This window comes from Streptomyces vietnamensis (assembly GCF_000830005.1).
Classification (GTDB): Bacteria; Actinomycetota; Actinomycetes; order Streptomycetales; family Streptomycetaceae; genus Streptomyces; species Streptomyces vietnamensis.
In genome coordinates, this window is record NZ_CP010407.1 from 2620588 (window position 1) to 2644243 (window position 23656).

At 67.2% G+C, this 23656-nt stretch carries 31 protein-coding genes and 1 pseudogene; 21 read left to right on the plus strand and 11 right to left on the minus strand.

What is annotated here, in order from left to right:
- Window positions 1–31: 31 nt before the first annotated feature.
- From SVTN_RS43160 to SVTN_RS11650, 5 genes are all read left to right on the plus strand, one after another.
- Window positions 32–1183: a peptidoglycan-binding domain-containing protein gene (locus SVTN_RS43160; RefSeq protein ID WP_041129029.1), complete on the plus strand. Its 1152-nt coding sequence runs from the start codon at window positions 32–34 to the stop codon at window positions 1181–1183.
- Between the two features lie 128 nt (window positions 1184–1311).
- Window positions 1312–1980, plus strand: coding sequence for an HAD-IA family hydrolase (locus SVTN_RS11635; protein ID WP_041129030.1), 669 nt, complete (start codon window positions 1312–1314; stop codon window positions 1978–1980).
- Between the two features lie 279 nt (window positions 1981–2259).
- The gene (locus SVTN_RS11640; protein ID WP_041129031.1) at window positions 2260–2910 is read left to right on the plus strand and encodes an HNH endonuclease family protein; all 651 of its coding nucleotides are present in this window, start codon (window positions 2260–2262) and stop codon (window positions 2908–2910) included.
- 188 nt (window positions 2911–3098) lie between these two features.
- Window positions 3099–3593, plus strand: coding sequence for a DoxX family protein (locus tag SVTN_RS11645; protein WP_052499066.1), 495 nt, complete (start codon window positions 3099–3101; stop codon window positions 3591–3593).
- A gap of 376 nt (window positions 3594–3969) precedes the next feature.
- On the plus strand, window positions 3970–4599 hold the full coding sequence (locus SVTN_RS11650) for a DedA family protein (RefSeq protein ID WP_425428961.1): 630 nt from the start codon (window positions 3970–3972) through the stop codon (window positions 4597–4599).
- Here the strand turns inward: SVTN_RS11650 and SVTN_RS11655 are convergent.
- Complete coding sequence (locus SVTN_RS11655; RefSeq protein WP_041129032.1) at window positions 4559–4828, minus strand: DUF2277 domain-containing protein; 270 nt, start codon at window positions 4826–4828, stop codon at window positions 4559–4561. The genes SVTN_RS11650 and SVTN_RS11655 overlap by 41 nt on opposite strands.
- A gap of 170 nt (window positions 4829–4998) precedes the next feature.
- On the minus strand, window positions 4999–5223 hold the full coding sequence (locus tag SVTN_RS11660) for a hypothetical protein (protein ID WP_041129033.1): 225 nt from the start codon (window positions 5221–5223) through the stop codon (window positions 4999–5001).
- Between the two features lie 188 nt (window positions 5224–5411).
- Here SVTN_RS11660 and SVTN_RS11665 point away from each other — a divergent pair, with 188 nt between their 5' ends.
- Window positions 5412–6170, plus strand: coding sequence for a GntR family transcriptional regulator (locus SVTN_RS11665; protein ID WP_041129034.1), 759 nt, complete (start codon window positions 5412–5414; stop codon window positions 6168–6170).
- Here SVTN_RS11665 and SVTN_RS11670 read toward each other — a convergent pair.
- On the minus strand, window positions 6112–6927 hold the full coding sequence (locus tag SVTN_RS11670) for an MBL fold metallo-hydrolase (protein WP_041129035.1): 816 nt from the start codon (window positions 6925–6927) through the stop codon (window positions 6112–6114). The genes SVTN_RS11665 and SVTN_RS11670 overlap by 59 nt on opposite strands.
- Before the next feature lie 127 nt (window positions 6928–7054).
- Here SVTN_RS11670 and SVTN_RS11675 point away from each other — a divergent pair, with 127 nt between their 5' ends.
- The gene (locus SVTN_RS11675; protein ID WP_041129036.1) at window positions 7055–7504 is read left to right on the plus strand and encodes a lamin tail domain-containing protein; all 450 of its coding nucleotides are present in this window, start codon (window positions 7055–7057) and stop codon (window positions 7502–7504) included.
- A gap of 45 nt (window positions 7505–7549) precedes the next feature.
- Here the strand turns inward: SVTN_RS11675 and SVTN_RS11680 are convergent, their stop codons facing one another.
- A complete protein-coding gene (locus SVTN_RS11680) occupies window positions 7550–8131 on the minus strand; it encodes a DUF4231 domain-containing protein (RefSeq protein ID WP_245727503.1) in 582 nt (193 codons plus the stop codon).
- Window positions 8132–8170: 39 nt separating this feature from the next.
- On the minus strand, window positions 8171–8695 hold the full coding sequence (locus SVTN_RS11685) for a flavoprotein (protein ID WP_041133804.1): 525 nt from the start codon (window positions 8693–8695) through the stop codon (window positions 8171–8173).
- A 216-nt stretch (window positions 8696–8911) separates the two neighbouring features.
- Here SVTN_RS11685 and SVTN_RS11690 point away from each other — a divergent pair, with 216 nt between their 5' ends.
- A complete protein-coding gene (locus SVTN_RS11690) occupies window positions 8912–9205 on the plus strand; it encodes an antibiotic biosynthesis monooxygenase family protein (protein ID WP_041129037.1) in 294 nt (97 codons plus the stop codon).
- Between the two features lie 326 nt (window positions 9206–9531).
- On the opposite strand, the gene SVTN_RS11695 is transcribed toward SVTN_RS11690, so the two are convergent.
- Both SVTN_RS11695 and SVTN_RS11705 read right to left on the minus strand, forming a co-directional pair.
- Window positions 9532–9951 carry a DUF6578 domain-containing protein gene (locus SVTN_RS11695; protein ID WP_041129038.1) on the minus strand — a complete coding sequence of 140 codons (420 nt, stop codon included), beginning with the start codon at window positions 9949–9951 and terminating at the stop codon, window positions 9532–9534.
- 263 nt (window positions 9952–10214) lie between these two features.
- Window positions 10215–10469 carry a hypothetical protein gene (locus SVTN_RS11705; protein ID WP_245727505.1) on the minus strand — a complete coding sequence of 85 codons (255 nt, stop codon included), beginning with the start codon at window positions 10467–10469 and terminating at the stop codon, window positions 10215–10217.
- 36 nt (window positions 10470–10505) lie between these two features.
- Between SVTN_RS11705 and SVTN_RS45470 the strand changes: the two are divergent.
- The 3 genes and pseudogenes from SVTN_RS45470 to SVTN_RS44230 all read left to right on the plus strand — a co-directional run.
- Window positions 10506–10743, plus strand: a pseudogene (locus SVTN_RS45470) (tyrosine-type recombinase/integrase); the annotation flags it as partial.
- 142 nt (window positions 10744–10885) lie between these two features.
- On the plus strand, window positions 10886–12649 hold the full coding sequence (locus SVTN_RS43725) for a DUF4209 domain-containing protein (RefSeq protein WP_159026439.1): 1764 nt from the start codon (window positions 10886–10888) through the stop codon (window positions 12647–12649).
- Window positions 12650–12975: 326 nt separating this feature from the next.
- On the plus strand, window positions 12976–13533 hold the full coding sequence (locus SVTN_RS44230; protein WP_159026440.1) for a hypothetical protein: 558 nt from the start codon (window positions 12976–12978) through the stop codon (window positions 13531–13533).
- A 57-nt stretch (window positions 13534–13590) separates the two neighbouring features.
- Here SVTN_RS44230 and SVTN_RS11715 read toward each other — a convergent pair whose 3' ends face one another.
- Window positions 13591–14346 (minus strand): GntR family transcriptional regulator, encoded by a 756-nt coding sequence (locus SVTN_RS11715; RefSeq protein ID WP_041129041.1) that lies wholly within the window; start codon window positions 14344–14346, stop codon window positions 13591–13593.
- Window positions 14347–14424: 78 nt separating this feature from the next.
- Here SVTN_RS11715 and SVTN_RS45475 point away from each other — a divergent pair, with 78 nt between their 5' ends.
- The 6 genes from SVTN_RS45475 (at window position 14425) to SVTN_RS45485 (ending at window position 18490) form a co-directional block, all read left to right on the plus strand.
- On the plus strand, window positions 14425–14703 hold the full coding sequence (locus tag SVTN_RS45475) for a hypothetical protein (RefSeq protein ID WP_078908304.1): 279 nt from the start codon (window positions 14425–14427) through the stop codon (window positions 14701–14703).
- 12 nt (window positions 14704–14715) lie between these two features.
- On the plus strand, window positions 14716–15012 hold the full coding sequence (locus tag SVTN_RS11720) for a hypothetical protein (protein ID WP_052499068.1): 297 nt from the start codon (window positions 14716–14718) through the stop codon (window positions 15010–15012).
- Window positions 15013–15035: 23 nt separating this feature from the next.
- Window positions 15036–15212 (plus strand): hypothetical protein, encoded by a 177-nt coding sequence (locus tag SVTN_RS11725; RefSeq protein ID WP_245727507.1) that lies wholly within the window; start codon window positions 15036–15038, stop codon window positions 15210–15212.
- A 216-nt stretch (window positions 15213–15428) separates the two neighbouring features.
- On the plus strand, window positions 15429–16136 hold the full coding sequence (locus tag SVTN_RS11730; protein ID WP_099055188.1) for a GntR family transcriptional regulator: 708 nt from the start codon (window positions 15429–15431) through the stop codon (window positions 16134–16136).
- The gene (locus SVTN_RS11735; protein ID WP_041129043.1) at window positions 16133–16480 is read left to right on the plus strand and encodes a hypothetical protein; all 348 of its coding nucleotides are present in this window, start codon (window positions 16133–16135) and stop codon (window positions 16478–16480) included. The genes SVTN_RS11730 and SVTN_RS11735 overlap by 4 nt, the downstream gene beginning before the upstream one ends.
- Before the next feature lie 225 nt (window positions 16481–16705).
- On the plus strand, window positions 16706–18490 hold the full coding sequence (locus tag SVTN_RS45485; protein ID WP_245727509.1) for a phosphorothioated DNA-binding restriction endonuclease family protein: 1785 nt from the start codon (window positions 16706–16708) through the stop codon (window positions 18488–18490).
- Between the two features lie 265 nt (window positions 18491–18755).
- On the opposite strand, the gene SVTN_RS42010 is transcribed toward SVTN_RS45485, so the two are convergent.
- Window positions 18756–19859, minus strand: coding sequence for a pentapeptide repeat-containing protein (locus SVTN_RS42010; RefSeq protein ID WP_245727892.1), 1104 nt, complete (start codon window positions 19857–19859; stop codon window positions 18756–18758).
- 489 nt (window positions 19860–20348) lie between these two features.
- Here SVTN_RS42010 and SVTN_RS44240 point away from each other — a divergent pair, with 489 nt between their 5' ends.
- Together SVTN_RS44240 and SVTN_RS11745 are read left to right on the plus strand one after the other, a co-directional pair.
- Entirely contained in the window at window positions 20349–20588 is a 240-nt protein-coding gene (locus SVTN_RS44240; protein WP_159026441.1) for a hypothetical protein, read from the plus strand.
- A 220-nt stretch (window positions 20589–20808) separates the two neighbouring features.
- Window positions 20809–21174, plus strand: coding sequence for a hypothetical protein (locus tag SVTN_RS11745; protein ID WP_159026442.1), 366 nt, complete (start codon window positions 20809–20811; stop codon window positions 21172–21174).
- A gap of 505 nt (window positions 21175–21679) precedes the next feature.
- Here the strand turns inward: SVTN_RS11745 and SVTN_RS11750 are convergent.
- Together SVTN_RS11750 and SVTN_RS11755 are read right to left on the minus strand one after the other, a co-directional pair.
- Window positions 21680–21910 carry a hypothetical protein gene (locus SVTN_RS11750; RefSeq protein WP_052499070.1) on the minus strand — a complete coding sequence of 77 codons (231 nt, stop codon included), beginning with the start codon at window positions 21908–21910 and terminating at the stop codon, window positions 21680–21682.
- The gene (locus SVTN_RS11755) at window positions 21907–22374 is read right to left on the minus strand and encodes an NUDIX hydrolase (protein WP_041129045.1); all 468 of its coding nucleotides are present in this window, start codon (window positions 22372–22374) and stop codon (window positions 21907–21909) included. Before SVTN_RS11755 ends, SVTN_RS11750 begins: the two co-directional genes overlap by 4 nt.
- On the opposite strand from SVTN_RS11755, the gene SVTN_RS11760 reads away from it, so the two are divergent.
- Window positions 22375–23172 carry a GntR family transcriptional regulator gene (locus tag SVTN_RS11760; RefSeq protein WP_099055189.1) on the plus strand — a complete coding sequence of 266 codons (798 nt, stop codon included), beginning with the start codon at window positions 22375–22377 and terminating at the stop codon, window positions 23170–23172.
- A 138-nt stretch (window positions 23173–23310) separates the two neighbouring features.
- Window positions 23311–23655, plus strand: coding sequence for an SCO3933 family regulatory protein (locus SVTN_RS11765; protein WP_030688073.1), 345 nt, complete (start codon window positions 23311–23313; stop codon window positions 23653–23655).
- Window position 23656: the final 1 nt, after the last annotated feature.

A 23656-nucleotide genomic window follows, 5' to 3' on the forward strand; every position in this document is an offset into this window, starting at 1 on the left:
ACCTGGCTGCGCCTGCGCCCGGGCGGCGGAGATGGCGGCGGCCGAGGACTTCGACCCGCTGCGGATCAGGCCGTACGTGAGCCTGGACGCGCCCGAGGGGCCGGACGGGCAGCCGACCGCGCACCTGCAGGCGTACGCGCCGGAGGACCCGCCGACCACCCAGCTGACGGCGATCCGCCCGGAGACCGACCTCACCGCGCCGATACCGGCGGTGCACCCGACGGGGGGACAGCCGGGCACGCACCCGGACGGCTCGGGATCGGAGGCGTACCCGACGGCGACCGGCCCCGGCATGCACCCGGGCGTCGCGGGGCCGGAGGCGTATCCGGGCGCCGCGGGGCCGGAGGCGCACCCGGACGGCTCGGGCCCGGAGGCGTACCCGGACGACTCGGGATCGGAGGCGCACCCGAACGGCTCGGGCCCGGAGGCGTACCCGAACGGCTCGGGCCCGGAGGCGTACTCCGAGTACGGGCGCCCCGGGGCCGTGGGTGACGCCTCCGAGACGATGCCCTTGCTGCTGCGCGGCATCGGCGACGTACCGCCCCCGCCCGGCCACGAGGAGCCGCGGGGGCGGGGCCGCCGGCGCGGCGCGGTGGTCGCGGCGGTGGCCGCCGTCGCCGTGGCGGGCACCGCGGCCCTGGCGGCGGCCGTCCTCGGCGGCGCAGGCGACACCGACGACCGGGCGGCCGTGCCCGAGGTGACCACGAGCGCGTCCCTGAACGTCGCCGTGTCGGAGGCGCCGTCCCCCTCCTCCGAGACCCCGGAACCGACCACCTCCTCCCCGACCCCGGAGCGGACCTCCGCATCGCCGCCCCCGACCTCCTCCCCGAGCAGCGCCACGGCGAGCCCGAGCGCGTCGACGAGCCGGGCCGCCCCTCCGGCCGCCGCCCCCTCGGAGGCTCCGACGACCGCGACGCCGACGACGACCCCGCCGTCCTCGCCGCCGACCGAGGAGACGACGGTCACGCTGGGCATCGGCTCGGAGGGCGACGAGGTGGTCGAGCTCCAGATGCGGCTGACGCTGGCGGGGGCGTACCACGACGAGATCGACGGGAAGTACGACCAGGACGTCTGGCGCGCGGTGAAGAACTACCAGTCCTGGATGTACATCAAGGACGACCCGAAGGGCGTGTACGGCCCGCACACGCGTGAGGCCCTGGAGCGGAGCACCTCGCTGTCCTGAGGGCGGCGGACCGGTTGGCCAAGACGGCCCACGGTTTTGTATCGTGAAAGAACAAAGTGGCCCCGCCCGCTTCCCTGACCGGTGGGCGGGACCGCTTCGTTCTCCGCGCCATCCCCTCTGGAGACCCGATGCCTGCCACCACCCCGGCAACGCTCACCGCCCGCGCCCTCCTCCTCGACATGGACGGCACCCTCGTCAACTCGGACGCCGTCGTCGAACGCTGCTGGCGTCGCTGGGCGGACCGGCAGGGTCTCGACGCGGGCGAGGTGCTCAAGGTGGTTCACGGCCGCCAGGGGTTCGCGACGATGGCCGTCCTCCTCCCGGACCGCCCGATGGCGGAGAACCACGCCGACAACCGGGTGATGCTGGCCGAGGAGACCGCCGATCTGGACGGGGTCGTACCCGTCCCCGGCGCCCCCGCCTTCATGGCCGCGATCGCGGACCTCCCGCACGCCCTGGTGACCTCGGCGGACGAGGCGCTGGCGCAGGCCCGGATGGGCGCGGCGGCGCTCCGGATGCCGGAGGTCCGGGTCACGGCCGAGAGCGTCGGGGCGAGCAAGCCGGACCCCGAGGGCTTTCTCAAGGGCGCCGCGGCGCTGGGCTTCGCCCCGGCGGACTGCGTGGTCTTCGAGGACTCCGAGGCCGGCATCCAGGCGGGCCGCGCGGCCGGCATGCGCGTCGTGGGCGTGGGCCCGCGCGCGGCGGCCTTCGCGCCGGACGTGCACATCGCCGACCTCACCCGGCTGCGGGTGGAGCCCGCGGCGGACGGCTCGATCACGCTGACCGCACTGGCGTAGGCACAGCACCCCCCTCCTCCCCTCCCCTCGCGCGCGGCCGGAACCTCCGGCCGCGCGCGAGGCGTTTCCGGACAAACCCCTGAAACCTTGGGCGCCGGGCGGAATCTGGCACTCCATCAGGACGCGTCACACCCCTTGATGTGACGTGTCCATGTCGCCACCCTGTTACCTGGCGCACCCCCCAACGAAACCTGGCGCCGCCACGATGGCCGGGCCCACCGCCCGGCAGCCCGCGGGGACGACAGTCAGCCAAGGTCCCCCCACCTCAAGGGAGTTCCCATGCCCGTCGGCATGATCTACGCGCGTCGACTCGCCGTACTCGCCGCCTCCGCCACCCTCACCGTCACCGGCCTCCTCGCCACCGCCCCGGCCGCGCAGGCCGCGATGCCCACCCCGGTCAGCGCCGCGACCGCCCGCACCTACCTGGCCGCCCTCACGGTCAAGGCGGAAGGTTCCACCACGGGTTACAGCCGGGACCTCTTCCCGCACTGGATCACCCAGTCCGGCACCTGCAACACGCGCGAGACCGTCCTCAAGCGCGACGGCGTGAACGTCGTCACCGACTCCAGCTGCGCCGCGATCAGCGGCAGCTGGTACTCCGAGTACGACGGTGCCACCTGGACCGCCGCCTCCGACCTCGACATCGACCACATGGTCCCGCTCGCCGAGGCCTGGCGCTCGGGCGCGAACTCCTGGACCACCGCCCAGCGCCAGGCGTTCGCGAACGACCTCACCCGGCCGCAGCTCATAGCCGTCACCGACAACGTCAACCAGGCGAAGGGCGACCAGGACCCGGCGACGTGGCTGCCCTCGGTGACGGCCTACCGCTGCACGTACGTCCGGGCATGGGTGCACGTGAAGTACTACTACAACCTCAGCGTCGACTCCGCCGAGAAGAGCGCCCTCCAGTCCGTCCTCAACGGCTGCTGACCGGGCACCCGCTGAGCGCGCGTCAGCGACGGACGTCGGGGAGTGAGCCTCGCCACACACTCCCCGATGTCCGAATGTTGAACTTGCAAGTACTAGTGAGGGGTGCCTAACCTTACGGCCTCATCGGTTTACGTCCCCCCGCGCCCCGTTCCCCACGGACGGGGCCAGGCCGAAGGAGTCCCACCCCAATGACCGCCCAGAGCACCACCCCGGGTACCACCCCGAACACCACTCCCACGAGCCTCACGGCCCGCCTGAACCACGCCCAGCCCTACGCGCTCGGCCTGTTCCGCATCGTCGTCGGCCTGCTCTTCGCCTGCCACGGCGCCTCCTCGCTCTTCGGCCTCCTCGGCGGCACCTCGATACCGGCCGGCACCTGGCCGGGCTGGTACGCGGCCGTCATCCAGCTCGGCGCCGGCGTCCTGGTCCTGGCCGGACTCGGCACCCGGAGCGCCGCCTTCCTCGCCTCGGGCTCGATGGCGTACGCGTACTTCAAGGTCCACCAGCCGGAGTCGCTCTTCCCGATCCAGAACGGCGGCGAGAGCTCGGCCATGTTCTGCTGGGCCTTCCTGCTGCTCGTGTTCACGGGCCCGGGCGCGCTGGCCCTCGACCGGCTCTTCGGCGCCGGGGAGACGACGGACGCGAAGGCCCGCGAGGAGCGGGGCACGCCGGTCGCGGCCTGACGTACGAGCACGCCTACGGGGAAGGGCCGGAAACCACACGACGGTTTCCGGCCCTTCCCGGTGCGAGAGCGGGCACCGCCCTCGCACCGGGGCTCGGCACCGGCCCGCACACCGATCCCGGCACCAGCCCGAACCGGCCTCGCCCTGACCGGCCTCGCTCGAACCGCCCTCGCCCGAAGCGGCCCTCGCACCGGGGCCGGGGCTCACACCGGGGCCGGGGCTCGGCACCGGGGCCGGGGCTCGGCACCGGGGCCGGGGCTCGGCACCGGGGCCGGGGCTCGGCACCGTTCTCCCTCCCCCCTCGATCTCCACCCCGGGACGCACCTCCCGCACCCACCGGCAGCCGACCCCCCGCCCCCGCGTAGGCTCTGGCCCTGTGAATCTGCTCGACAGCCTGGGCTCGCTGCGGTCGCTCACCGCCGGTCCATGGATCTATCCGGTGGTGGCGACGTCGATCCTGCTCGACGTCTTCCTGCCCGTGCTGCCGAGCGGTTTCCTGGTGATCACCGCCGCCACGGCGGCGACGACGGCGGCCGGGGCTTCTTCCGGCGTACCGTCCCTCCTCCCCCTGTTCCTCTGCGCGGCGACCGCCTCGACCCTCGGCGACTTCCTGGCGTACCGCCTGGCGCTGCGCGGCGGGGCCAGGCTGGACCGGGCGATCGCACGGTCACGCCGCCTCTCACTGGCGCAGGAACGTCTCGGCACCGCGCTCGCCCGGGGCGGCGGGCTGCTCGTCGTACTCGCGCGCTTCGCCCCGGCCGGCCGCTCCGTGGTCTCGCTGGGCGCGGGCGCGGCGAAGCGCCGGGTCGAGGAGTTCCTGCCGTGGTCGGCGCTGGCGGGGGTGACCTGGGCCTCGTACAGCGTCGGGCTCGGCTGGCTGGGCGGTCAGTGGCTGGGCGCGACCTGGTTCAGCGCGGGGGTGTCGACCCTGGCGCTGTTCCTGGCGGGCGGCCTCGCCGCGTACCTCATACGGCGTCCGGCTGCGGCTCCCGCGCCTGCGTCCTGACGGCGACGGGGTGGTGGTGCGCGCCGCGCACCTCAAGGCCGTCGAGGAGTCTCGCGGTCGCGTCGGCGATCTCGTCCACGGCCCGCTCGAAGACCTCGCGGTTGTGGGCGGCGGGGGCGCGGAAGCCGGAGACCTTGCGGACGTACTGCAGGGCGGCGGCGCGGATGTCGTCCTCGGTCGCCTCCTCGGGCAGTACGGGCGGGCGGAGCGTCTTGATGCTGCGGCACATGCCTCCAGTGTGGCGCGCCCCACTGACAACGCCCCGAAGCCCGAGGCCCGACGCCAGACCGCCCGACACCAGACCGCTCGACACCAGATCGCCCGACACCAGACCGCCCGAAGCCGGGCACCCGCCCCCGACACCAGACACCCGCCCCCGAAGTCGGACGGCGCCCGCCCTCACCCACCCAGCCCGCGTCTGCTCCGTGCGTTGATCTCGGCGGTGCGGGCGCGCAGCTCGTGCAGGGGCGTGGCGGGCTGGACGTCGACGGGCTCGGCCTCCCACTCGGCGCCGCCGTGGACGGCGCGGATCAGAAAGCGCCCGGAGACGCTCCGCACATAGAAACCGACCCGCCCCGTGGCGGTGTCGCGGACGAGGTCACCGACCTCGGGCAGTGGCTGCACGCATCCCCTCCGTCCCGAATCCTGAAGCCTGGGGACACTCAGGGAAGCGCGGCGACCCCGCCCTGTCAACGTATCTCTAGAGATGTCCCCCGATGGATGGATCGACCGGGCGGGACGGCGTACGCGTGTGCCCCCGGGCCGAGGAGTGCGCCGTAGGGTGTCCCGCAATGGAAGGGAGTGGTCCACCCGTGACTGACCAGGACAGCGCTCGTCGGCCCAAGTACCAGCGCATCGCCGACGAGTTGAGAACCGCGATCCAGTCGGGCGCCTTCGCGCCGGGCGATCGTCTCCCCGGCGAGAACGACCTCATGTCGACCTACGACGTGGCCCGCATGACCGCTCGCCAGGCCCTCTCCGTGCTGCGTACGGAAGGGCTCGCGGAGGCGCGCAGGGGCGCCGGCGTCTTCGTCCGGGTCTTCCGCCCGCTGCGCCGCCGGGGCATCCCGCGCCTGGCCGGGGAGCAGTGGGGCAGCGGCCGTTCGGTCTGGTCGGCGGACGTCGAGGACCGGGAGCTGGTCGTCGATCAGATCGAGGTGGGCGAGACGGAGGCCGGGGACCGGGTGGCGGAGGTGCTGAACCTGGCACCGGGGGCGCCGGTCTGCGTCCGCAGCCGCCGCTTCGTGCTCGACTCGAAGCCGGTGCTGCTCTCGGTCTCGTACCTCTCGGCCGAGCTGGTACGGGGTACGCCGATCACCGAGCCGGACACGGGTCCCGGCGGCACCTACGCGCGGCTCACGGAGCTGGGGCACCGGCCGGTGCGGTTCCGGGAGGAGATCCGCTGCCGGATGCCGACGGCGGAGGAGTCGGACCGGCTGTCCCTGGAGTTCGGGACGCCGGTGGTCCTCATCGGCCGTACGGCGTTCACGGGGCCGGGGATGGCGGTGGAGCTCAACGAGATGACGTTGGACTCGTCGTCGTACGTCCTGGAGTACGACTTCGACGCATAGCGACGGCCTCGAACCGCATGCCGGGGTCGGCGTGGACGACGTCACCGGGGAACTCGGCGGCGGCCCGGGCGACGGCGTCCGCCGGGTCGGTCCCCGGGCCGACGTGGGTCACGACGAGGCGGCCGGCGCGGGCTTCGGCGGCACTGCGTCCGGCCTGGGCGGCCGAATGGTGACCGGGCACGCACCCGTCGGCCTCGCAGAGGAACAGATCGCACCCGAGGGCGAGTTCGACGAGAGGGGAACACGGCTCGCAGTCCCCGGAGTACACGAGAGAGGCCCCTCCCTCGTCCTCCACGCGCAGGGCGAAGGCGGGCAGACCGCCGTGGTCGACGGCGCGGGACCGAAGGGTGAGCCCCCCGACGCGTACGACGTGCCCGTCGTACAACTCCTCCACGCCGAAGGCCTTTTCGATGGGACTGCGGTCGGGTCCGTTCGTCAGGAAGGCGGCGAGGCGATCGGCGATGCCGGGCGGGCCGAAGAGGGGCACGGGCAGCGGAACGTCGAGCCCGGCGTACAACAGCCCGTAATAGTAGGTGAGGAGATCGGCGCTGTGGTCGGCGTGGAGGTGGGAGATCCACACGGCGTCGACCTCGCCGAGCGTCACGTACCGCTGGAGCTCGGCGAGGGTGCCGGTCCCGGCGTCCACCCAGAGGCGGACGCCGCCGCCCTCGACGAGGTAGCCGGAGCAGGCGTTGCCCGGCCGGGGAAAGGGGGTGGCGGACCCGAGAACGGTGATCCGCAACGAGTCGCTGCCCATGCACCGAGTCTAGGCCGAGCTTCCGGCAACTGGCCTGAACTTGTGCGGGACAGGTGAAGGACGTGCGTATTCTGTGTGCTCGCCGGGGCCCATCGGCGGGCGCCCGGCAGAGAACTGAGGGACATTCATGCTTCGCGTACGCACGCTCGCGGCCGTGACCGCGGCCGCCGCCTCCGGCATCCTGCTGCTTCCTTCACAGGCGCAGGCCGCCGGTTCGGTCCACCTCTACAAGATCTACTACGACAGCCCGGGCACGGACAACCGGTCCAACAGCAGCCTGAACGCCGAGTACGTCCAGATACGCAACACGACCGGTTCGGCGGTCAACCTGCGGGGCTGGACGCTGACGGACGCGGCGAGCCACAAGTACACCTTCGGCAGCTTCACGCTCGGTGCGGGCAAGATCGTGACGGTCCGCACGGGCCGCGGCACGAACACCTCCGCGAACGTGTACCAGAACCGTGCCGCGTACGTCTGGAACAACGACAAGGACACGGCGACGCTGCGCCGGTCGAACGGCACGAGCGTCGACACGTGCGCGTACAACTCGACGCGGGTCGACTACAAGTGGTGCTGACGGGTCACCACGCCTGAAGGCCCCCGGGCCCCACGGGTCTGCTGCTCAGGAGGCCTCACTCTCCTCCCGAGCAGCAGGAACCCCACCCCCGCCCTCGCCGCCCTCGCCGCCGCCCCCGCCGCCGCGCTGCTGCTGCTGCTGCACATCGGAGTTGACCTGCCCGCCGAGGGTCATGACGTTCAGAGTCGCAGAGTTCTCATTGGCGATGGCCTTCTCGACGCGGGCGACGAGAACGGAGAACGCCTCGCGCTTGCCCAGGCCGTGGTACGGCCCGACCTTGGTCTCGAAGTAGACGCGCTCGTGCCCGAGGAGCTGCTCGGTGGACCGATAGTTCTTCCACTGCTCCCGATAGCGGTAGACGCTCTCCAACGACACGGCGGCGAGGACCACGACGCTCAGCACCGTGGCGGTGACCCGGGCGAACCCCAGGTCCAGATTCACGAACACCGGGACCAGCGCCCCGCCGACGACGGACACGGTCCGCATCCGCAGATGCATCGCCTTCATCCGGGTCGCCTTGGCGTCGTACCAGCCCTGGTACTGCGCGAGCCTGGTCTCGATGTACCGCTGCGGCGTCATCTCGCCGCCCTGCGCCCCTGGTTCGGGCGCGTCCCCCACCTCAGCCATGCCGGGAGTACACCGGCAAGGACGAGTCCACGTCAACTCTCAGCCGACCACGACCCGCTCGCGCACGGCATCGAGAGCGGACCGCCACGGAAAACGCGCCGCGTCCCACCACACCGGCTCGTCCTCTCCGTACAGCACCGAGACCCCGACCCCGCGCAGCGTCTCCACGGACCGCTCGAACTGCGGGTGCTGGGCGTAGGCGGCACTCAGACAGGGCACGGCCACCATAGGAATCCCCTTACCGATCCCTTCCGCAGCCACCCCGACAACAAACTTGTCCACGATCCCGAGCGCCCACTGGTTGACCGTGTTGAAGGTGGCCGGCGCGACAAGAACCGCCGAGGCCTCCGGCCACGCGCCCGGCTCACCGGGCAGCTCGTAGTCCCAGCGCACGGCATGCCCGGTGAGCACGGCGAGCCCATCGAGCGACCCGGCGAGCCAACGAGCCGCCGTAGGGGTCAGCCCAAGACAGACGTCCCATCCGTCGGCCTGTGCGTCCTCGATGACACGGGCGATATCGAAGACGGGCTCGGCGGCGCCGGCAAACAAGTACAGAGTGCTCATCCCCTCATCCGACCACACCCGCCCCACCCGTCCACACACTCACCCACACCACCCAAAAGACAACCCTTCACACCCGGCAGCGGCAACGCGGCACCCGAGCCGCAACATCACCCGCCAGAGGGGCATCTACTCACTCGACGAACTCAACCGATTACTTACAGCTAGGCTCGCGGGCGTTGCCGCAGCCACGCGGCGGACCGAGATAGGGGCATCCACATGGCCATCATCGTCACCTTCGAGTTCCCCGACGCCGGACAGGAGCTCTACGACGCGGTCATCGACCGCGTGACCGATGGACAAGGCTTCACACAGTTCGCGGACCTGCCGAACCCAGGCCTCATCTCCCACGCGGCGGGCCCGGTCGACGGAGGATTCCGCGTCACCGAGGTCTGGGAGAGCATGGAGGCCCTCGAAACCCACGCGAAGACCTTCGGCCCGATCCTGACCGACCTCGGCCACGCCGACGTACAGCCCACGATCATCCCGGCCCACAACGTCGTCGTCCGATAGATCCGACCCCACCAGCCCCGGGGCGACACCCTGCGAACCGAGAACGAGACGCACCGCCGAAGCCCCAGGTGAGACCACCGTCAGCCACTACCGCCAAAAGCCCCGCAGCGATGAGCTGCGGGGCCTTTGTACTGGTGGGCGCGGACGGTTTCGAACCGCCGACATCTGCTTTGTAAGCCTGGCGCCCGCAGCTGATCCGTCATGGCAGCTCAGCCCCTCTGTGCGCTGCGCTGGCTGCCACAAGCTGTGGACGCCGCAGAGATCCTCCAGTGACCGTGGTTGACCGCTCGATCTGGCACGCATCTGGCACGCGTCCGCCGGCTCCCTCATTGACCGCGCGCAGCCGCGCCTTCCGGCAGATCGGTGACTCGCCGGGCCGTCACCAGGTAGCCCGCGAAGCTCACGCCGGGCCTGGCCTTCGCCCACCCGTCCGCCTTCTCAACCGGTACCAGTACGGTCGTGCCCGGAACCGGGTAGTTCACCTTGTCCGTGGCGCCCGGGGGTACCCCGTAACGGCAGTGCACCTCGACGATCGACACCACCTCCACCGAGGTGGGTGCGTGCCCTTCGTCCTGGCCGTGATGCTCCTCGCGGAAGTCGATCTCATCCGCACGTTCGCTGCCGACGACGTCGGCGTAGTCCTCCGGATCGACCTCCAGCAGGGTCCACGAGACAACATCACCTGGCGCGAAGTTCTCTCCGCAGCACTGCATCTGCCAGTCATCGACCCAAATCGTCAGCGTCATGCCGGCATTGTCCGCCGAGCGACCGGCGCTCAAGAGGGCCTCGGGCAGGAATGTCGGCGGTGGCACTGTTGTCAGGGAGAGATGTCAGGCCGGCCCGGGGCTTGCCGCCCTTCGGCGGCCAACTCTTCGCTTTCCAGAGCCGCGATGGCGCGCCGACGCCACCTGACGGTCAGCACCGTAGCAACCAGACCTGCGAGTAGGGCCATGACAACGCTGCCCCACACCACGGCGGCAATCGCGTACCCGAGCGTCTCCAAAGTCCTTCACGCTCCCGCTTCGTCATCTTCATCGCTGCCTGCGGCCTCCAACAAACGCCGCCTCGCCTGCTCCAGGCGGCCGGCGTAGTCGGGCATGAACACCTCGGGCAAAGTCGTCTCCAACGTTCCGGAAATCGCGTAGATGCCCGACCAGACCGCTCGGTCCGGCACGATGGCGTCCAGCTTGTCGGACTGCATCATGACTTCATAAAGCCAGTCAGACAGGACGAATGCCTGGTCACGCGTCAGTTTGATGATCACTGGTTCATCGTCCACATGGTGACCGTACAGCCGAGCCTCAGCCGCTCGTTCTCTCGCATCTCGGAGGGGGCGGGGCTCCCCCGCATCCGCCCGCACGACGCTCGGCACGGGTGCGCCGCGCTCCTGTTCGCTCTGCGTTCCGGCGCGGGTCGTGATGGAGATCCTGGGGCACTCGCAGATCGCCGTCACGATGAACGTCTACATCCACGTCTCCGACGAGCGTCGGAGGGAGGCAATGGGCCACATGGACCGACTGCTGAAGCGCCGTCATTGAGTGAGCTCGCCGACGTGCCTTCCTGGTGCCTCTAGACGTGCCTTCCTGGTGCCTCTATAGGAAGGCACGTCGGCAGTCCCGGCCACTATGGACTTGGACAAACGGGTAGCCCGACGTACCGATGCCCTCCACACTGAGGCGCATGCAGAGCAACGACGCCCTATTGGACCTCGCCGCAGGGTGGATCGACCAAGCCGCCCTCAACGACTCCAGTTTTCAGGCAATCCGCACTTTCAACGAAATAATCCCGATTAGTGAGCATCAGGGGAACCTCGATTCCGAACTAACCGAAGCCACGATCCGTAAGGCAACAGCATGGGCTTTTGCTTACCGGCTACAGATAGCCCAAAGCGACGGCAAGTGGCGGGTCCAGCTTATCCCGTACTTCGCGGACTCAAGCGGACACTCCACGCCTCCTAGAGTCCAGGATGTTTCAGAAACCGGTGTCGAAGTTTGGAGAAGGCTGCACGAGAAAGTCACCTCGAACTTCGGAAAGGCGCGCCTTAACCATCTCCTGTTCGACAGGAAGGTTGGAAATCCGCGTGACTACGCTATAGCGGCAGCGCGCAGCCATCTCGACCTCTCCCACCACTGGAGAACTGGTCTCGACAAGTCCGAGAGTTTGCATACAGCCCTTCGACTAGCGCGCGCAGTTGGAGCCGCGGAGCTCGCGAGCGAGGTAAGCGAAAGAATCCTGGAGGTGAACCGGCAGACAATTTCAGCCGGCTACGACAAGCCTGGGGTGACACTACGCCTACTCAGGCCACTCGCCTACGAGCGAAACCCCCCAGAAGGGCTTGCTGCCGCACTTGACTCGGCGATCGACGTATACGAATCCCCGTTCACGAGGGATGAACTCCTAACTATCAAGTTTAACCTCCACAGGAGCGACGACCAAAGGAAGGAAATCCGGGCCCATCAAGTACAGGTCTGGCTGGATGCGGCAGAGAGCACGACAGGCCTCGTCAAATCCGGACACCTCAAAAAGGCCCTGGAGCGGGCACAGGAATCCAACGACCCTGACCTAATCGGGCGCGCCGCCTCAGCACTGCAGAAAATCCGCGAGGAGGATCTCGGCCTTTCAAGGTTTTCGACGTCCAGCGCCGTCCCGCAAGAACAGTTCGAAAAAATCCTCAGCCCGATCACCGATTGCAATGACTGGCGAGAGGCCTTGCTAAATTTCACTCTCACCTACGGCCCAGCCGTCGGTACGGTGGACAATACGCGCACGAGGGTTCAAGAATTCGTCGAGAATGCAACTTTCGCAAGCATACTCACCACTGAGCTCATTGGGTCCGATGGCCTGCCACGTTTCACACCCAAGAGCGACTCCGACGTAGAAGAAATGAGGATGGCCCAACAGGAATCTTTCATGCTTCAACACACTGCACCAATCCTGGCTGCAGCACTGCATAAAATCCCAGAAGCCCACGGAATTCCGACCGAACGAGAACTTACGGAGTTTCTCGCTCTCGGGAAATTGACGGACGAGGATCTTGCGAACTCCATTTCTCGCTGCCTCATTCGCTATTGGACGGGAGATCCAGAGGCGGCAGCTTTCACCATCGCGCCAAAGATTGAGACTCTAGTCAGGAATCTAGTAATTGCGCTCGACGCTGGAGTCTACCGACTTCAGCGAAACGAGAAGCCAGGACAATATCCTGGATTGGGCTCCCTCCTCGGCGTCCTCCGCGAAAAAGGACTGGAGGAGTCCTGGTATCGCAACATTCTCACAATCTGCGGAAACCCTGCCGGAGGATGGAACCTAAGGAATGAAATCGCTCACGGATTCTTGGCCACCGTAGGGTCGCCTGCGGCTGCGATTTTGTTCCAGTGCGTGCTATACCTCTGGACCCTCGGCCCCCAGTCGAGCGACGGGGCGGTGAACGAGCCCTCGGAGTCCTGACGTACGTGCTCCGACCGGACTGCCGTCAGTCTCTACCGTCAAAGGCCCCCGCAGCGATGAGCTGCGGGGGCCTTTGCACTGGTGGGCGCGGACGGTTTCGAACCGCCGACATCTGCTTTGTAAGTTCGCCCGGACAGGGTCAACCAGGCCTCCGAGCTGGCGCTGACCCACCGCCGCTGACCACCTGACACCGCCCACGTCCGGCGCCGTTGATGTCACCTTTGGATGTCAGACTTCCTCTCAGCAGGAAGCCTGGTGCCGTACAGCTCGCTGCTGAACAGACCAATCAGCTGCGCTCGCTGCACCGAGTTTGGTGGGATCTGACCGTGAGCGAAGCACTGATAACTGCTGCCTTAACTGCTGCTGCTGCCTTCGCCGCAGCAGGGCTCGCCTCCTGGCTCGCGTTGCGGGGCGTGCGCCACCAGACCACGACTCAACGTGAGCTGGCTGCAGCCGACCGCGTGGACCGCCGGGAGACCGAAGCTCGCGCGGTCAGACGGGATGCCTATACACAGTTCATAGCTGCCGCCATCCGATGTGCTGGCTTGATCCGTGAGGCGAAGGAGGCCCACATCGACGATGCCGAGTATCTCGACCGTCACTCGGCCGTTCAGCATGCCCTGTCCGACCTGATCTCTGCTCAGGCCATTGTGAGTGTGGAAGGTCCCCAGGAAGTCTCCGCCGCAGCCGTTCAGGCACGTCGAAGCCTTGAACGAGAGCTAGAAGCCACGCATGCACACCGCTCAGGAAGCGGGCCTGCCCAGAGCGTGGTTGATGCTGGACGCGCGAGGCTCCAGGCGGTGGGACGCATGTCGGATGCTGCCCGACGAGCCTTGAACGGCGAAACCGAGCCACCTGTAGCAGCACCCTGCATCGGCTATTAAGACGCCCACCGTCGGTCGTTCACTCGGGCCCGGGTCTCACCGTTCAGAGGGACCCCCCTACCGACTGATCGGGACCTCGTAGACGATCTCACAGAGGGCAGCGGGGACGACGATGTCCGCCGTCTCCACAGGCTGCCCCTGGTCGCTGTAGTACGTCCGCCGGATGTGCGTAACGAGCGCGGCCTTCTGGACCCCGAGCAGCGACGCCTCCTCGGCCGTCGCTTGCCGGGGTTCCGGCTGCTCGACGGCATGGCTAACCGTGATGCCGATCTCGGCCATCCGGTTCACGACGCCGGCCCCGGCGTGCGGCCCTCCCTCGGGAAGGACGACGAGCGTCCCGCCGGTGAGGTCGTACGGTTCCCAACTCGTCGACAACTGCACGGGCCGGCCGTCGGCAAGGAACTCGTACACGGTCCGGACACACAGGTCCCCCTCGGCGATGCCGAGCCGCGCCGCGATCTCAGTCGGCGCCGGGACCTTGGCCTCCGTCCGGCTCTCCCAGTCTCCCTGCTTCCCCACAGCCTTCATGTCAGCCCGGAATGGAGAACCGCCGCGCTGCTCGCGCGCCGAGGACCGAACCATCCGAACGCGCTGACGAGGTTCGGCGACGTACGTGCCTGACCCCGCGCGGCCTTCAAGGACCCCCTGAGAGATAAGTAGTTCCTGGGCCCGGCGAACCACGTTCTCACCGACGCCGCACTCTTGGGCGATCTGAGCGCGGGAGGGAAGCCGGTCGCCAGCCGTCCACTCATGCTCCGCGATCCGCTGTCGAAGGACATCCGCGATGCGGAGATAAGGCGGCTGCTCAGGCATATGGAAAATCTAGTCCACTAGCTCTAATCTAGTTAACTAGCTTCACGTAAAGTGATCACATGGTGACGGAGGCTCCCTGTGCCTGCTCCGGAAGTAAGCGCGGAGGCCATCGCCGCCAGGTTGTCCGCCCTCGGACTCACCACACGCGTGGAGCCGCACGCCCGACACACGTCGATCGAAGCGGAGGTGCCGGAATCTCTCCCGGCCGAGACATGGCGGGAGGCCCTGGAAGTGGTGGCGGAGGCCGATCAGTTCGGGCTTCTCGCCAGCAGTGTGAGCGGCCGCACGTTATGGGCCGCCGTACACAAAGCGGTCCCCGCGACGGGCGACGTCCGGGGACCTGGCCGTCAGCGATAGGAGCTGATCAGCGTGTTCAACCGTATCCGCCGCGCAGTCTCGTGCACCAGAGAGCGGCACCTCCCGAAGGGCAGGCATCGCCGTCCCTTAACGCCCAACCGACCGACGATCGTTCACCACGGCCTCTCCAACTATCCGACGCTGCTCACGGCGCCGCACCGCAACCGCACGGACATCTTCGCGGGCGAGGACAGCGCGCTCGTCCGCCCATACGTACTGGCCAGCGAGGAGCGTGCATTGCGGCGCTCGACGCCCCTGCCTCACGACTTCCTCACGCACACCTGGTTCGCGCCGGCGGAGGCCCTCTGATGCCTCGTCGCCACCAACCGCGAGTGACGGACTCCGCAGCTGCCTACCAGTCGAGCGCGTGCCGGATCGGCACGCATCACGAGTGCGCCCACTCCGCCCCCACCGCGGCGCCGGTCGACATCCCCGTGGTCTACGAAGCGTGTGGCTGCTCCTGCCATCCGGCCGGCGACCAGAACGCGCCGAAGGAGGTGCCCCAGTGAGGGGACGGGCACCCAGCGGTGCCTTTGCCTCCAACGTCGAGATCACCTCGGCCACCGTGCAACCAGGAGACGTCATCCAGATCGGCGGTCAGCCGTGCCGGGTCGTCAACCTCTTCCAACTCCCCGGCGGCGCCAAACGCCTCCTCTTCGAATCCGGCGAGCTGCTAACGATGCACTCCCGGACCCGGCTCATCGCCCTACGAATGCTGAGAGGCGGTGACTCACGCCGTGCCTTCCCTCCGTCACACCATCGCCGATGACCTGCGAACCCAAATCACGACGGGCCACCTCAAGGCCGGCGACCGCCTCCCCTCGGAGCCCCAGCTCGCCGCCCACTACAAGGTCAGCACGACGACACTGCGGCTCGCCCTCGCGCTCCTCCAGGCTGAGGGACTCATCGAAAAGGTCCACGGCAAGGGGAACTTCGTCCGTCCCCCACTCCGCCGCATCACGTACGCCGGAGGTGGCCGCACGCCCTTCGATCCCGCACTCCAAGTCAGCATCCGCACGACCAGCCTCCGAGCGCGCGGTCACCTCAGAGCCCTACTGAGGGTCTCGCCTAACAGCCCTTTGACCGAGTTCCTCTGCATCACCCACGAGGGAAAGTCGCCCCACAGCCTGGCCCGCATCTACGTCCCCCGCGACCTGGCGCCGGCCATCCAACTCAGCTCGTCGCCGTGGCCCCAGAGAGCGGAGCCGATATCAACGGAGATCCGAGAGACGGTCACCGCCCGCCTCCCCACCCCAGAGGAGGCAACAACTCTCCGGATCAACTCCACCCTGGCCGTCCTCGCGATCACGAGCGTGGCAACCGATACCACCGGCCGCGTAGTGGAAGCCGCGCTCCTGGTGCTCCCCGGCGACCGCGCGGACGCAATCTTCACCACACACCCCACGACCGAAGAGAGGAAGACGGAAGGATGACGCGCGACAACGAACTACGGCTCCTCCCCTGGTCGGGCACCGACGGCAAGCCCTGCTTCCTGAGCACCGACGACACCAACGGCCACCTGTCCCGCTTGGCGGACGACACCGAAGCGATCCAACTCGGCCTGGCGGCCGAACTCCTGGACCACGCCTCTGAGGTACTCGGCGACACCGAGACCGCCCCGGAAGAGCTCCGCACCCTGGCCCACGACCTCGCGGAATCTTTGCGGGACACACTGCGCGTCGCGGAAAGCCGCGGCCGCCGCCTGCCGCTCCCAAGCCCGGGAACCCACAGCAACGGAGCCGAGAGCACTACGCTGCCGGCAGCGGCCTTCGGCTAGCGAGCAACGCCTACCCAAGAATGACGAGAAGCCCCGGACTGAGTCCGGGGCTTCTCTACAAACGGCTCCGGAGGCCCCATGCGGCTCGCCTGCCTCCGCTGGTCACACAGTCGCCGGGCCCCCGCCCGGCAACCGCCGTCCACAAATAGTCCACGCCTGAAAGGAGTGGAGGCTCCCCCGCCTGGCAAGATCAGGAAAGCAGGATGGTGCAGCAGGGGAGGCCCGGTGGGAAGCTTGCGTGTCGGTGACGTGTTTCGGTCGGCCCAGAACAGAGACCCGTCGGTAAGGCGCATCGATGGCTACCCGAATATCCATCACGTCACAGCTTCCACGGTCCTCGCCCAGATCCAGCTCAGCAAGGGAATCAACCCGATCGCCAAGGCCAAGGCTGTCGGCGGGCGGCGCCGCCCGGCCATCCTGATCCGTTCCAGCCCGTGGAAGGCTGGTACCGCTGAGACACCTTGGCACGACGTGTTCGACCTGGACAACGGCCACGTGCGCTACTTCGGCGACCACAGGGTGGATCACGCAGTGCCGGTGGGAACGACCCAAGGCAACGCGGTGCTGCTGGAGGCACTGGGGGAGCATCAGGCAACTACCCCGGAAGAGCGTGCACTGGCCGCGCCTATGCTGCTCTTCGCGGCGGTATCCCGGAACGGAACGCCGAAGGGATACGTCGAGTTCTGCGGCGTGGCGGTCATCGAAGATGCCGAGCAGATCGAGCAGGAGGCGGAGGGAAGGTCCTTCCCCAACTACCGCTATGACCTCTCCTTCTTGGACTTGACCGCAGAAGACGATCAGGTCGATTGGGCTTGGATCGAGGACCGCGGAAGCCCCGAGCTGTCGGCTGCAGACGCGCTCACGCGCGCTCCCCGCTCCTGGCGTCAGTGGGTCGAGCAGGGGCATGCCGCCTTGCCGAAGTTGCGACGGCGGACCACGCGCGGGGCCAGTAGCTCAGACTGGCGCTCGGAGGACGACGACCGCGGCTCCATGACCCTATTTCCCGTCCCTCGCCGACCGGACGACTCAGCTTCAGCCCCTTCTGCACCAACCGGGTCGCTGGAGAATATGACGGTCAGCGAGCTCATGGACAGGTTGAGAAGCCTCAAAGTCCACCAGAGGAACGGTCGGCAGAGCAGGCACAAGCCACTTGCCTTGCTGTGGGGCATCTCCCGCGTGGCTACGGGAAAGCCTTCCTTTGCACCATGGCGCCAGTTCCGCGACGAGGTGGGAGGGCTGTTGGCGGAGTTCGGCCTTCCGGACTCTTCTGTGACCCCTGAGTATCCGTTCTGGCACCTGCGGACGAGCCAACTGTGGGATGTGCATGGTGTGCCGGCCGAGCAGGCCACCAAGGTGCATGCGGCAACGTTCGACAGGTTGAACCCCGAGGGAGGGATAGTCGGGCGGGCCGAGCGGCTGCTGAGCGATCTGTGCGTGCGGTCGGAAGCGATCGCCGTGCTGCGGGAGACATACCTTGCCGACATAGACCAGCATGCCCTGATGCAACGGCTGGGATTGGCCGGCTACGAGAGGGCCAGCGGCGTCGGCGACTTCACAGAAGAACAGGGGACGGAAGCCAGCCCCGCCGCACGGCGTACGGTCGCCGCATCTCGTATCGTCCGCGACACCGATTTGGCGGCCAAGGCGAAGAAGCTGCACGCCGACCGATGTCAGGTCTGCGGCCTACAGTTGCCCACGCGGTTCGGCACCTACAGCGAAGCCGCCCACATCCGCGGCCTGGGCCGTCCCCATAACGGTCCCGACGAGCTGCCGAACCTACTGGTGCTGTGCCCGAACCATCACGTCCAGTTCGACACATTGGCGATTTACGTCGACCCGGACGGCATCGTTCGCATGACTGCCGACGGCAGCCGCATAGGCGAGCTCCGGCCGCACCCCGCTCACCAGATCAACGCGGCACACCTTCGCTACCATCGCGCGCTGTGCGGCAGGGACACGACTGGCCAACACCTCGCTCCGCTCGATCGAGAACCGTCACCAAAGGTGTGACCACCGCTTTAGGAGTTCGATCTCCACAGGGCTGGACCGCGGACCCGTACGGGCACCTCGTCCGTGTCAGGCAGCCCAAGCGTGCTGACGTCCGGCGCTGTTGATGTCACTTATGGATGTCAGCCACCGTGCAGCACTACCGGAGGGAAACCCGATTCGCCCTGCGGAACGGCCCCCTTTAGCCGGAGTGGCGGAATTCCAACCCAGAAGACAGGAATGCTGCTCTCTGAACTGCCCCTGAATCGGGTGCCTCTGGAATCCACGCCTACCGGCGCGGCAGGCCCACCGCCCCATCGATCTTTGCGCCATCGAGGGCGGCACCGTTCAGGTTAGTTCCTTTTAGGACAGCACCACGTAGATCCGCGTTCGTTAGATCTGCTCCGTTTAGATTTACTCTCGTGAGTTTGGCATGCGTCATATCCGCACCTGAAAGGCTAGCTTTACTGAGATCGACATCAGCGAGGGAGGCGTGATCGAATTTTGCTGACCAGAGAAGGGCGCCGCTCAGGTCATCACCCGTGAGCGTGGCGCTGCTGAATTGCGCCCCGGTGAGCCAGCCGTGGCTAATGTTTGTGTCGGCTATGAATGCCCCCTTTAGCTGCACCCTAACAAGAATTGCTCCTTGCATGTCGCTGCGATTTATCAGGGTATCGTTAAGGCGAGCGTCCCCCAAAATCGCGTAAGACAGGTCTACTCTCTCCATATTCGATCCACTGAGTAGCGCCCCTCTAAGCGTCGCCCCTGAAAGCTGCGCCAACTTAACGCCGTGCCCTTGGAATCGCATGCCGTGCAGATCGGCCTGATCCAGGTCCACTACTGCTCCCGCATCGCTGCCATTAGGGCGACGAGTTAGCACGTTAATGGCGGCTTGTATATCCGTGGGGGCGCGATTTTCATACGGCTCGTCAAGTAGCTTGTATCGCTTCGCGACCTCTTGTGCTGTAACCTGGCCGTGCTCTCGAATGAAGGCCGAGAGCACGGATATTACTGTGGGTTGATCGCGAGGTGAATCGCGCATGATTTGCTGTAGTCCGTAAACTCCACCAAGTCGTAGATCCATCGTCTTGGAGTCAAGATTCACAATCGCCGCATTAAATCTGTCGGTTATCTGACCCTGCTCTGAGACCCTGAGTTGTTCTTTAGCTTGCCCCACGGATACCCAAGTAAATATCAAGGCAATCACAGCGGCAATGCCCGGCAAAGATGCAACTAGCAAGCTCAGTCTTTGGGGGTGACGGGAGTCATTATTGCCGCGTTGGTCAGAGAAATTTCGTCGGATTGCGCGCTGTTGGATAATCCGGCGGGTGCGATTCTGGGCACGCCGCCGCGAGGCGCGGGTGGTAAGCGAGCGGATTTGGCTTGTGCGCATGATCAAGACCCGAGGCTCTCGCCGCTTTACCTGCTGAACACAGAGAGGCGCAGTGGGCAGGCACCCAATAGAAGGCACCCACAAGAAACAGGATGCCTGAGGGTGGACAGGCCAGCATCTTGAGCGGCGGCTGACCCTCGATCCCGACCGGGAGGCATAACCTGCTGAACCCACGACCTCTTCGTCCCGAAGCAACTCGGGCAGGGACTGTCCCTTGGGCTGCTGCGCTCCTCACCTGCATTGATGGTCCGCAGGTGTCCGTGCTCGTCCGCCGCTGTTCGTCGGCGTTGTCACTCAGTTAGACACTCACGACTCAACAGTTCGTCGCGGGGCAGGGCCGTTGTTAGTGCCGGCCTCTACGGTCTCAAGCGTGCGGTCGGCTTCCGTGGGCCCGGCTCTGAAGGGGATGGCTGCATCCCTGGCTACTACTTGCTGTAGTTGCAGTACTCCGCTGCTGTACGAGCTGAGCCCGATGGCAGACTGAGCAGTATGACAACACCACCCCGGATTGGCTCCGTCTGGGCTCGGCGCTACCCGGGTTACCCGCAGCACAACTTCGACTTCCGGGTGACGGGAGTGTTCACCAGAGACGGTGTCACCTACGTCGAGGTCGAGGAGCTTGAGAGCGGCGCACCCCGCAGGGGGCTGCTTGAGTACATGCTCGATTACGCGGAGCCTGTCAGCAGCGAGGACCTTCATAGTGCGGCGAAGGGCGAGCAATCCCCCTGATCAGTCTTGAAAACCGTCGTGGCAGCGATGTCACCGTGGGTTCAAATCCCACACCCACCGCTAGTGAACGGCCCCTGACCAGGATCGATGGTCAGGGGCTGTCGGCGTTTCCGGCCCCGCGATTGCCTGGTGTTCCCGTGACTTACCGCTCGTTCGGGCACGGGAGGGGCACGCTTCCCCGGTCTGGCCCGGGAGTGCTCTTGCCTGCGAAACTCCCTGGGTGAGCTACCCCGCAACAGACGAGCTGTCCTCCGAAGAACGCGCCTTCATGATCAATGCGACCGAGATCGACATCCTTCCGGGCGTCTGGGGTGACCTGGATGAGCCGCTGAGGTCCGGGCCTGCCTCGGATCTCACTCCGATCCTCATGCCGCTTGTCGGCCGAGGATGGATCGAGGTGTGCCGGGTGATTCCCTGGACTGCACCCGATGGGGGAGCGGGATTCCAGCCCGGGCCTCCCATCCCGAAGCAGGACCTTCCAGCCCTTCTGGCAGACGCCGAAAACTGGGACTACCCGCAGTCTGGCGAGTGGTTGGGATGCCTGACATTGGTACTCACCGAGGCGGGACGGGAGATCCCCCGGTGATGTGGCCTTGAGTCGACACGCGTCAGCGACTTCGCCCACCCAGACGACGCGCTCATCAGCCACCGCGATACCGGCACCGACGCGGAGCGACCACACCGGCCTCCGCCACATCGCGGCAGCAGCTGCTCCCCGCCCGCCCCTTCCCGGTAGTGCGGTCGCCTCACGCTCTCGTCATCCGTGACGGCGGGGGTACGGCGCCCGACCCTCCTCCGGCCCAGCAGTCGGCCGGCCATGCGCAAGAGGCCACCCCTCCCTCGCTGCTAGCCGTCTTTGGTCGCCCCTCTTGGCCGCAGTCGGCGGCGCTCGTGGCTACGCATGCCATGTGACGGTTGCCGTGCTTGAGTCCTGCATCGCCTGCCCATCAACCCGAGCCGTAGGCGTGCGGTCGGCGGCCGGGCTGGAGCGGGGCGGAGACAGGAGCGCAGGCCCGGGCGACGGGCCGCGCGCGCCGCGCCGTGCGCGGCGGGTGCCTTGATGAAGTAGAGAAAGTCTTACCGCGCTGCCCTCAGAGGGTGATCGGCTTGTAGGTCATGGCCCTGTCGACGACCTTCTCAGGCGTCAGATCGGGGGCGAGCTCCCAGAAGATGTAGTCGCTGATGTGCGGGCAGGACAGGCCCCGTTCAAGGGTGGCCAGGATCTGGGAGGACTCATCCTCTGGCGTCTCTGGGTTCATGAGGCGTTCGACGAGGGGGATCGCTTCCTCGCGGGTCATCCGCGGTGCCGGGTGCGTGGTCACTGGTGCGTGATCAGGTGGCGGCCGTCGTGGCTTCGGACGTGGGGGCCGTTTCCGTCCAGGGCATCCAGGAGGCGGATCGCGTAGACCTCGGCCATGCGTTCCTCGACCTCGGTCGGCGTCAGCCAGTCGACCGCAGTGGACTCCGCTGAGGTTCGCTCGGTGCCGCCTGAGGGCTTGCAACGGAAGACCAGGGCCACGATGCCACGGGTGGTGTTCTTGTAGACGCCCGTCAGCTCGTCCACCTCGACGTGGATGCCCGTCTCCTCCAGGACCTCGCGGGCTACGCCCGCTTCGGGTGCCTCGGTGAGTTCGAGGACTCCGCCCGGGAGTTCCCACGTGCCGTTGTCCGCTCGGCGGATGGCCAGGAGGCGGCCGTCTTCGCGTACTACCGCTCCGGCCACGGACACGGAATGCAGCGGCGTTGACTTTGTTCCCGCGCTCCCATTACTCATGTACAGGAGCATATGAGAGTGGGTAGGACTGTGGGAACTCCAGCAGGAGCTGGCAGGGCCGTACCTCGGTACGTGCAGATCGCGGACGAGATCGTCCAGCAGATCCGCTCCGGCATCCTCAAGGCCGGCGACATGGTTCCGAGTGAGTCGGAGCTCGTCGAGCGGTACGGGGTTGCTGGAGGGACCATTCGGAAGGCCATGGTCGAGGTGCGGGCCAGCGGGCTCGTCGAGACCCGGCACGGCAAGGGCTCCATCGTGAAGGATCGGCCTCCCGTACGGCTTCGGTCTTCGGATCGCTTCCGCGCTTCTCATCGGCGGGGCGGTAAGGCTGCTTACCTTGCCGAGTCCGAGCAGTCCGGTGCCACGGCCAAGGTGAGCGTCCTCTACATCGGGCCCATGGAAGCGCCCTCGGACATCGCCGAGCGGCTTGGTGTCGAGGTGGGGACGCAGGTGCTCGCGCGGCGGCGGCTGTACTTCCGGAACGGGACGCCCGTCGAGACCGCCTCGTCCTACCTGCCCTGGGACGTGGTGAAGGACATCCCCGAGTTGTTCGCCGAGAACCCTGGCCCCGGTGGCATCTACGCCCGGCTCGAAGACCACGGCCACACCTTCGCCGAGTTCGTCGAGACCCTTCAGGCTCGGCCGGCCGCGAAGGCGGAGGCGTCCGAGTTGGCTCTGAGTCCTGGCGCCCCGGTGATCCAGCTGGTGCGGGACGCGGTGACCACGAAGGGACGGGTCGTGGAGGTCTGCGACACCCTCATGGCCGCTGACCAGTTCGTCTTCCAGTACCGGATCCCCGCGACCGACTGACGCTCGCTCAACTCCCCTCAGCCCGCTGCGGTTTCTTTCCGTGGCGGGTTGACTCATGTACAGGAGTGGTGCACTCTTCTTCATGTCACTCCTATACAGGAGTGGATGAGTCCAGCCTCTATAGAGGAGTGATCCACTGTGCGTCAGATCCCCGTCGACACCTCCGCCGCGATGGTGATGGTGGCCCAGCCCCCGGCCCCGAAGATCGCCAACCGCCAGACCGGCGAGATCGCCACCGACCGGGACACCGGTGCCCCTCTCATGACCGTCGACGTCATGTTCGTCATGGACGGCAACGCCGAGATCCTCAACCTGACCGTGCCCAAGACCGGCATCTCCGAGGAGCTGTCCATGGGCACCCCGGTCGCCCTGACCGGCGTCGTCGCCCGGCCCTGGGAAAACGAGTTCAACGGCCAGAAGCGCCACGGCATCAGCTTCCGCGCCGTCGCCGTCACCTCGCTCGCCGCCGCGAAGGTCGGCTGAC

What these genes read in the sequence shown, in the direction of transcription:
- SVTN_RS44240 (WP_159026441.1), top strand. Translation starts at nt 20,349, where the DNA reads ATGACAACACCACCCCGGATTGGCTCCGTCTGGGCTCGGCGCTACCCG.
- SVTN_RS11640 (WP_041129031.1), top strand. Translation starts at nt 2,260, where the DNA reads ATGCCCGTCGGCATGATCTACGCGCGTCGACTCGCCGTACTCGCCGCC.
- SVTN_RS11680 (WP_245727503.1), bottom strand. Translation starts at nt 8,131, where the DNA reads ATGGCTGAGGTGGGGGACGCGCCCGAACCAGGGGCGCAGGGCGGCGAG.
- SVTN_RS11695 (WP_041129038.1), bottom strand. Translation starts at nt 9,951, where the DNA reads ATGACGCTGACGATTTGGGTCGATGACTGGCAGATGCAGTGCTGCGGA.
- SVTN_RS11675 (WP_041129036.1), top strand. Translation starts at nt 7,055, where the DNA reads ATGCTTCGCGTACGCACGCTCGCGGCCGTGACCGCGGCCGCCGCCTCC.
- SVTN_RS43160 (WP_041129029.1), top strand. Translation starts at nt 32, where the DNA reads ATGGCGGCGGCCGAGGACTTCGACCCGCTGCGGATCAGGCCGTACGTG.
- SVTN_RS11635 (WP_041129030.1), top strand. Translation starts at nt 1,312, where the DNA reads ATGCCTGCCACCACCCCGGCAACGCTCACCGCCCGCGCCCTCCTCCTC.
- SVTN_RS11670 (WP_041129035.1), bottom strand. Translation starts at nt 6,927, where the DNA reads ATGGGCAGCGACTCGTTGCGGATCACCGTTCTCGGGTCCGCCACCCCC.
- SVTN_RS11685 (WP_041133804.1), bottom strand. Translation starts at nt 8,695, where the DNA reads ATGAGCACTCTGTACTTGTTTGCCGGCGCCGCCGAGCCCGTCTTCGAT.
- SVTN_RS11760 (WP_099055189.1), top strand. Translation starts at nt 22,375, where the DNA reads ATGAGAGTGGGTAGGACTGTGGGAACTCCAGCAGGAGCTGGCAGGGCC.
- SVTN_RS42010 (WP_245727892.1), bottom strand. Translation starts at nt 19,859, where the DNA reads ATGCGCACAAGCCAAATCCGCTCGCTTACCACCCGCGCCTCGCGGCGG.
- SVTN_RS11655 (WP_041129032.1), bottom strand. Translation starts at nt 4,828, where the DNA reads ATGTGCCGCAGCATCAAGACGCTCCGCCCGCCCGTACTGCCCGAGGAG.
- SVTN_RS11715 (WP_041129041.1), bottom strand. Translation starts at nt 14,346, where the DNA reads ATGCCTGAGCAGCCGCCTTATCTCCGCATCGCGGATGTCCTTCGACAG.
- SVTN_RS11735 (WP_041129043.1), top strand. Translation starts at nt 16,133, where the DNA reads ATGACGCGCGACAACGAACTACGGCTCCTCCCCTGGTCGGGCACCGAC.
- SVTN_RS11690 (WP_041129037.1), top strand. Translation starts at nt 8,912, where the DNA reads ATGGCCATCATCGTCACCTTCGAGTTCCCCGACGCCGGACAGGAGCTC.
- SVTN_RS11645 (WP_052499066.1), top strand. Translation starts at nt 3,099, where the DNA reads ATGACCGCCCAGAGCACCACCCCGGGTACCACCCCGAACACCACTCCC.
- SVTN_RS43725 (WP_159026439.1), top strand. Translation starts at nt 10,886, where the DNA reads ATGCAGAGCAACGACGCCCTATTGGACCTCGCCGCAGGGTGGATCGAC.
- SVTN_RS11755 (WP_041129045.1), bottom strand. Translation starts at nt 22,374, where the DNA reads ATGCTCCTGTACATGAGTAATGGGAGCGCGGGAACAAAGTCAACGCCG.